Genomic DNA, 531 nt, shown 5'->3' with positions numbered 1-531 from the left:
CTATGATCTTATGGATGAAAAGAAATCTGATGATAACAGGCGCGGCTTTAGTCGCTTTTTTTATTGCATTAGCAAGAGCTTTTACTCTTGGGAAAAAAGCAGAGCAACAAAAGCAAACAGAAAAAGCTTTAAAAGCAGCCAAAACACGTCTGGAGGTGGAAAGTGAAGTTAATCAAAAAAGTGATGCTGATGTGCGTGCTGCTCTCTCTGACTGGTTGCGCGACAAATAAATATGCTTCTTCTTGTGTTGGCTGGTTGCCAATTTATTTAGATAAGCAAGATCTGAACGCCATCAGTTCAAACTTAGCAAGAGAGATCTTAAAGCACAATAATCTAGGTGAACGCGTGTGTGGGTGGAAACATGGCTAGAAAAAAAACACAAGACGATACAGAACTTACAGAAGCAGAAAAAGAAATCCTCCAAGAAATCATCATGACCTACAAAAGTGTAAAAGTGATGTCTCGTTATACAAAATGGATTGTACTCATTATACTCTTATTAGCACTTGATTTTTCACGTATTATGGATGC

Annotated in this window: 1 protein-coding gene; it reads left to right on the top strand. The window is 37.9% G+C overall.

Annotated features, from left to right (window positions below; all coding sequences use genetic code 11):
• Positions 1-2 precede the first annotated feature (2 nt).
• Positions 3-230 (top strand): hypothetical protein, encoded by a 228-nt coding sequence (locus ACFINO_RS11570; protein ID WP_375628344.1) that lies wholly within the window; start codon positions 3-5, stop codon positions 228-230.
• The last annotated feature ends 301 nt before the right edge of the window (positions 231-531 follow it).

This window comes from Bartonella sp. AA83SXKL (assembly GCF_042196965.1).
In the GTDB taxonomy this organism is placed as follows: Bacteria; Pseudomonadota; Alphaproteobacteria; order Rhizobiales; family Rhizobiaceae; genus Bartonella.
This window is presented reverse-complemented; position numbering and strand designations above follow the sequence as displayed.